Annotated in this window: 5 protein-coding genes; 3 read left to right on the forward strand and 2 right to left on the reverse strand. The window is 73.4% G+C overall.

Annotation, left to right across the window (positions count from 1 at the left end):
- Positions 1–64 precede the first annotated feature (64 nt).
- Both aroF and Q8R60_01915 read left to right on the forward strand, forming a co-directional pair.
- Positions 65–1,084: a 3-deoxy-7-phosphoheptulonate synthase gene (gene aroF / locus Q8R60_01910; protein MDP3711226.1), complete on the forward strand. Its 1,020-nt coding sequence runs from the start codon at positions 65–67 to the stop codon at positions 1,082–1,084.
- A gap of 90 nt (positions 1,085–1,174) precedes the next feature.
- Positions 1,175–2,563, forward strand: a complete 1,389-nt coding sequence (locus Q8R60_01915) for a hypothetical protein (protein MDP3711227.1) — start codon at positions 1,175–1,177, stop codon at positions 2,561–2,563.
- A 106-nt stretch (positions 2,564–2,669) separates the two neighbouring features.
- On the opposite strand, the gene Q8R60_01920 is transcribed toward Q8R60_01915, so the two are convergent.
- Positions 2,670–3,668: a GntG family PLP-dependent aldolase gene (locus Q8R60_01920; protein MDP3711228.1), complete on the reverse strand. Its 999-nt coding sequence runs from the start codon at positions 3,666–3,668 to the stop codon at positions 2,670–2,672.
- A gap of 77 nt (positions 3,669–3,745) precedes the next feature.
- Here Q8R60_01920 and Q8R60_01925 point away from each other — a divergent pair, with 77 nt between their 5' ends.
- Positions 3,746–5,116 (forward strand): hypothetical protein, encoded by a 1,371-nt coding sequence (locus Q8R60_01925; protein ID MDP3711229.1) that lies wholly within the window; start codon positions 3,746–3,748, stop codon positions 5,114–5,116.
- A 256-nt stretch (positions 5,117–5,372) separates the two neighbouring features.
- Here Q8R60_01925 and Q8R60_01930 read toward each other — a convergent pair whose 3' ends face one another.
- Positions 5,373–6,707, reverse strand: coding sequence for a 3-deoxy-7-phosphoheptulonate synthase class II (locus Q8R60_01930; GenBank protein MDP3711230.1), 1,335 nt, complete (start codon positions 6,705–6,707; stop codon positions 5,373–5,375).
- Between the last annotated feature and the right edge of the window lie 161 nt (positions 6,708–6,868).

Below are 6,868 nucleotides of genomic sequence, written 5' to 3' on the forward strand. Positions count from 1 at the left end.
CATCCTGCACGGGGCCGGACGACCCCGTTCGGCCGGGTCGGTCCGACCCTGGGAGACTCGTCCCATGGTCGTCGTCATGCGCCCCGGCGCAGCCCCGGAGGAGGTCGACGCCGTCGTCTCCCGCGTCGAGAGCGCGGGCGGGTCGGCCTTCGTCAGCCGCGGCGTGCAGCGCACGATCATCGGCCTGGTCGGTGACGTCATCGCCTTCCAGGGCCTCAACCTGCGCACGATGCCGGGCGTCGGCGAGGTCGTGCGGGTCTCCAAGCCCTACAAGCTCGTCTCGCGCGAGCACCACCCCGAGGCGACCACGGTGCAGGTCGGCGGCGTGCCGATCGGGCCGGACACCTTCACCCTCATCGCCGGCCCATGCGCGGTCGAGACGCCGGAGCAGACCCTCGCGGCCGCGCAGATGGCGAAGGCCGCAGGCGCGACGCTCTTGCGCGGTGGGGCCTACAAGCCGCGTACGTCGCCCTACGCCTTCCAGGGCCTCGGCAAGCGTGGGCTGGAGATCCTCGCCGACGTCCGCGCCGAGACCGGCCTGCCCGTCGTCACCGAGGTCGTCGATGCCTCCGACGTGCCGCTCGTCGCGGAGTGGGCCGACATGCTGCAGGTCGGCACCCGCAACATGCAGAACTTCGCGCTGCTGCAGGCCGTCGGGTCCGCGGGTCGCCCTGTGATGCTCAAGCGCGGCATGACCGCCACCTACGAGGAGTGGCTGATGGCGGCGGAGTACATCGCGCAGCGCGGCAACCTCGACATCGTGCTCTGCGAGCGCGGGGTCCGGACCTTCGAGACCGGCACCCGCAACACCCTCGACATCTCCGCGGTGCCGATGATGCACACGCTGTCGCACCTGCCCGTCGTCGTCGACCCGTCGCACTCCGGCGGGCGGCGCGACCTCGTCGTGCCGCTGACCCGGGCCGCGATCGCCGTCGGCGCCGACGCGGTCATCGTCGACGTGCACCCCGACCCGACGACCGCGCTGTGCGACGGGCCGCAGGCGCTCTACGGCGACGAGCTCGACGCGCTGGCCGCCGCCTGCCGCGAGCTGCCCCCGCTCGTCGGCCGCGCCCTCACCACCTGAAAACAGGGGAGCCTGTTGGGCAGGAGTTCCCCCGCGGGAGTCGAAAGCCACAGTCAGATCGGACACCCCGACGACTCGAAGGACTGACCCGTGCGCTTGCGCTCCCTGCTCCCCCTGACCCTTGCTGCGGTGATCGCCGCGCCGCTGGTGTCGTTCGCCGCCCCGCAGAAGGCCGCCGCCTTCCCGGAGGAGGCCGGCAAGCAGGGCACCCCCGCCTCCGGCACCGGGGTCGACCTCACCCCGACCTACAACTGGTCCTACAAGGGCGGCACGGACCTCGAGTTCGCCACGATCAAGAAGCGCGACTACGCGATCGCCCCTGCGCAGAACGCCCAGGGCGGCATCCGCATCTTCGACCTCACCGCCAACCCGGCGAAGCCGCCGCTCGTCGGATTCCTGCCCTGCAAGGTCTCGCAGAACGACGTGCAGATCCGCGGCAGCATCGTCTTCGTCGGCGTCGACGGCGGGGTCAAGGCCACCGACTGCTTCCCCGCGGGCGTGAAGCCGGCGCTCGGCGTCGTCGCGATCGACATCAGCAACGTCCGCAAGCCCAAGCCGGTCGGCTTCATCCCGATCGCCTACGGCGCCCACAACTCGACGCTGCACCCGAGCGGCAAGTACCTCTACGTCAGCGACTCCGAGCTCACCCCCAAGACGGGCGAGCCGACCGGTGGCGCCGCGGGTCGCATCAAGGTCGTCGACGTCAGCAACCTGAAGAAGATGAAGGAGGTCTTCTACCTCCCGCTGCCGACCGGCCTGTCGAGCCACGACCTCACCTTCAACAAGAAGGGCAACCGCGGCTACAGCGCGGCGCTGACCCAGACGCTGATCCTCGACACCACCGAGCCGGCCACGCCGCGCATCCTCACCACGATCATCGACCCGGCCATCAACATCAGCCACGGCGCGGATCTCACCCCCGACGAGACCCACCTCTACGTCACCGACGAGCAGGCAGGCGCGGCCGCCAACGGCGTGTGCAACGTCGGCGGCGTCCACGTCTACGACATCACCAACGAGCTCGTACCGGTGAAGACCGCGCTCTACGTCTTCTCGCCGACCAACTCGCTGCTCGCGACCACCAACAGCGGCGTCACCACCTGCACCGCGCACGTCCTCGACTACGGCCCCACCGGCAAGACGTTCTCCAACGCGGGCTACGCCGCGGGCGTCCGCGTCGTCGACATCGCCACCAGCCGGATCGGGCTGCCGGCCGAGATGGCCTCGTTCACGGCGATCGACGCTGACACGTGGAGCGCCAAGCAGTACAAGAACCCGAAGTACCTCTACGCCAACGACCTCGCGCGTGGCTTCGACGTCTTCGAGTACACCGAGGGCAAGGGCGCCGTCGACACCCGGACGCCGACCCAGAAGAAGCTCGGCGTCACCCGCGTCGCCAAGGGAACCTTCTTCATGGACGGCGCCTGGTGCGGCAACCCCACCGGCACGAAGAGCGCCCTCACGCTGGATCACCACTGACCCAGCAGGTAGTCGGCTGAGCCCCAGACAGCCGAGACCGCCCAGCGCCCAGCACGGCGGCGGCCGCCCGGAGAGATCCGGACGGCCGCCGCTGCTGTGTCCGGGCTCAGGCGAGCAGGGGCGCCACGACCTCGATCGCCCGCTCGACCCCGGCATCGTCGACGTCGAGGTGGGTGACCAGGCGGACCCGCTGCGGTCCGGTCACGCTGATCAGGACGCCCTGCTCGGCCGCCGTCGCGGCGAGCGCCCGCGCGTCGTCGACGGCCAGCGGGACGAGGTTGGTCTCGACCGGGCCCGCTCCGAGCGCGTCGGCGAGCCGGGCCGCCCGCGCGTGGTCCTCGGCGAGCCGCTCGACGTGGTGGTCCAGGGCGTGCAGCCCCGCCGCCGCGAGCACACCAGCCTGCCGCATCCCGCCGCCGAGCCGCTTGCGCAGCACCCGCGCCTGCTCGGCGCGAGAGGCCTCGCACACGACGACCGACCCGACCGGTGCGCCGAGCCCCTTCGACAGGCAGACGCTGAGGGTGTCGAAGAGCCCGCCGTACGACGACAGAGCCACGCCCGTCGCGACCGCGGCGTTCCAGATGCGGGCGCCGTCGCAGTGCAGCAGCACGCTGGCGTCGCGGGTGAGCGCGCGCAGGCCCTGCAGGACGTCGAGCGGGTGCACCGCGCCGCCCCCGCGGTTGTGGGTCTGCTCGACGCTGACCGCGGCGGTCGGGACGGTCCCCCAGCCGGCGGGCCGCAGCTCGGCGGCGACCGCCTCGACCGACATCAGACCGCCCGCGACGGTGCGCGACTGGATGCCGCCATGCTGCGCCGCCCCACCGTGCTCGTAGGTCACGACGTGCGCGTCGGCGTCGCAGAGCAGCTCACCGGCGCTCGGCACGACCAGGCGCAGCGCGATCTGGTTGCCCATCGTCCCGCTGGGGACGAAGACGGCCGCCTCGTGGCCGAACAGGTCGGCGACCCGCTCCTCGAGGGCGCGCACGGTGGGGTCTTCGCCGTACACGTCGTCGCCGACCTCGGCCGCTGCCATCGCGGCGCGCATCGCCTGGGTCGGGCGGGTGACGGTGTCGGAGCGCAGGTCGATCGGGCGGTGCGGGGACACGCTGCTCCAGGGGTCGTCCGGGTGGGGGCGCGCGACCTAAGGTAGTGCGGTCATGAGGAGCCGGATGGGGTGCGCGGGTGGCTGACCCGCGCCGCGTGGCCGAGGTGTCCGCGGAGGACCTCGTCGCCGTCGTGCGCATCCACGGCGACCGGGTCCACGACGCCGTGCGCCGGCTCGGGTGCAGCCCGGCAGCAGCCGTCGAGGTCGTCGAGTCGAGCGCCCTCGACCTCGTCGGCGTCGTGGGCGCGGCGGCGAGTGACGTGCCCGACCTGGTCGGCTGGTGGTTCGCGCGGGCCCGCGCCCTCGGCCGCACCGTCGCCGACGGCGACCCCGACCTGCCGCTCGGCGGCGGGCTGCTCGCCGCCGACGAGGACCAGCAGCTCATCGCCGAGGTGCTCGAGCGGCTGCCCGAGCGCGAGCGCGTGGCGCTGCTGTTGCGCGACTCCTACGACCTGCCCGCCGCCTCCGTCGGGGCCGCCCTCGGCGTCGACGCCGACGCCGCGATGGAGGTCGTCGGGCGCGCCCGCCTCGCCTTCCTGCCCGAGCTCGACGACACCGACCTGCCCGTCGTCGTCGGCCACGAGGTCGCCCTCGGCGCACTGGCCCGCCTCGCGATGCCGGGCCCGGTCGCGGCCCGCGACGCGACCACCCGCCGCCACGCCCAGTCGTGCGCGATCTGCGGTGGCGTGCTCGACGCCCAGGAGCGCGCCCACCTGCTGCTGGCCGGCATCTCCGTCGTCGCGCTGCCCGAGAGCGAGCGCGACGCGGTGCTGCTGCGCGTCGAGGACCGCGCCCGCGCGGTGCTGCCCTCCGCCGCCGACCTCGCGGCCGCCGAGGAGCTCGTCGAGGACGACGACCTCGAGCCTCGCCGGCTGCTCACCCCGCTGACCGCGTTGGCAGGGCTGTTCCTCGCGGTGCTGGCGGGCATCGGGCTCGGTGCGCTGCTGTCGCGCGACCCGGCCGCGGTGACCGCGACCGGCCGCCCCGGCGCGCTGCCCGCGATCACTCCCGACCCGGTGCCGACCCTGGCGCCGACCCCCACCGTCGCGGGCAGCCCGACACCTACGCCCACGGCGTTCCCGTCCGGTGGGGTCTTCACGATCACCCCGAAGCCGCAGCCCACCACCGCGCCCCCGACGACCGTTCCCCCGACGACCGCGCCCGCCGAGGAGCCGCTCGCGATCACCCTCGACCCGGCCTCGGGACCCAACGGCGCGACCCTCACCGTCAACGGCACCGGTTGGCTGCCGGGCACGACCGTCACCGTCGTCTACTACGACACCCTCGGCCGGCCGACGCCCTCGCGCGCCGTCGCCGACGTCGACGCCCGCGGCCGCTTCACCGCGCAGCTGGCCGCCCAGGACCCCACGAACTTCCCCGGCGAGCACGAGGTCCGCGCCAGCAACGGCTCGCAGCAGACCTCCGCCACCTACCAGGCCACCGCCTGACCGGTCGCTGACCACGCCGCGTCCCCACCCCCCCCCGCCGCCGACCGCCCACCCCGACTGCCCCGCCGCCGACCGCCCACCCCGACTGCCCCGCAGCCGACCGCCCACCCCGACTGCCCCGCCGTCATGATCAACAGGTGGTCTGCACGCGACTCGCCGGCGTGTCGCGTGCACATCCCCTGATGATCACGAGGGGGTGGCGCGGGGAGGGTGACGCGGGAGGGGTACGACGGACGGCTCGCGAGCGGGCCGGCGGTCAGCGGCGGGCGCGCTGGAGCATCTCGGCGACGAGGAAGGCCAGCTCGAGCGCCTGGCTCGTCGACAGCCGCGGGTCGCAGGCGGTCTCGTAGCGGCCGGCGAGGTCGGCGTCGGTGAGGTTGTGGGCACCACCGAGGCACTCGGTGACCTCGTCGCCGGACAGCTCGACGTGCACACCACCCGGGTGGCTGCCGATCGCCGCGTGGACCTGGAAGAACCCGCGGACCTCGTCCATGACGTCGTCGAAGTGCCGCGTCTTGTAGCCGCTCGGCGTCTCCGTGGTGTTGCCGTGCATCGGGTCGCACGCCCACACGACCGAGCCGCGCCCGCGGGCGTCCTCGAGGGCCCGCACGAGCGGCGGAAGCAGGTCGCGGACCGCACCGGCACCGAGCCGGGCGATGAGGGTGAGCCGCCCTGGTTCGCGGGTCGGGTCGAGCCGCTCGCACAGCGCGACGAGGTCGTCGGCGGTCATCGACGGGCCGACCTTGAGCCCGATCGGGTTGGTGAGCGCGGCGGCGAAGGCGACGTGGGCGCCGTCGAGCTGACGGGTCCGGTCACCGATCCAGAGCATGTGCGCGGACAGGTCGTAGGACAGCCCGCTGTGGTCATCGGCCCGCGTCAGTGCGGCCTCGTAGTCGAGCAGCAGCGCCTCGTGGCTCGCGTAGAGCTCGACGCCGTGGGTCTCCTGCATGCCCTGCAGGTCGAGGCCACAGGCCCGCATGAACGCCAGCGCCCGATCGATGTCGGTCGCGAGCGCCTCGTAGCGCTCCTTGGCCGGGCTCTTCGCCACGAAGTCGGTGTTCCACTCGTGCACGGCCGACAGGTCGGCGGAGCCGTCGGTCGCCATGGCCCGCATGAAGTTCAGCGTCGCCGCGCTGTTGGCGTAGGCGCGGATGAGCCGCTGCGGGTCGGGGGTCCGCTCGCCGTGCAGGTCGTTGACGGCGTCACCGCGGTACGACGGGAGACCTGTGCCCTTCTCGACGTCGGCGGAGCGGGGCTTGCCGTATTGGCCCGCCAGACGGCCGACCTTCACCACGGGGACGCTTGCGCCGTAGGTCAGGACGACGGCCATCTGCAGCAGCGTGCGGACCTTGCCGCGGATGCCCTGCGCGGTGTTGGCCGCGAAGGTCTCGGCGCACTCACCGCCCTGGAGCAGGAACGCCTCGCCGCGGGCGACCGCGGCGAGCCGGCCGCGCAGCACGTCGCACTCCCCGGGCTGGACCAGCGGCGGCACCTCGGACAGCGTCGCGAGGACGTCGTCGAGCACGGCGCGATCGGGCCACGACGGCTGTTGGGCCGCGGGCAGGTCGCGCCACGCATCGAGGACGGTCACGCCGCCGAGCCTATGCGCCGAGACACCCCGTCCCGCGATCTGGGACGCCCCGTGCCCACCGAGACGAGCAGTGCCCGTGCGCTGTGTCGGAGTGGGTGGGTCTTGTCGGCGTGTCGCGCAAGGACACGCCGAGGAAAGCCACCCAATCCCGGGGGGGGGGG

Source organism: Mycobacteriales bacterium, assembly GCA_030697205.1.
Classification (GTDB): Bacteria; Actinomycetota; Actinomycetes; order Mycobacteriales; family SCTD01; genus JAUYQP01.

Bases quoted from the DNA above. Each gene is read 5' to 3' on its own strand.
- aroF (MDP3711226.1), top strand. From the start codon at position 65: ATGGTCGTCGTCATGCGCCCCGGCGCAGCCCCGGAGGAGGTCGACGCC.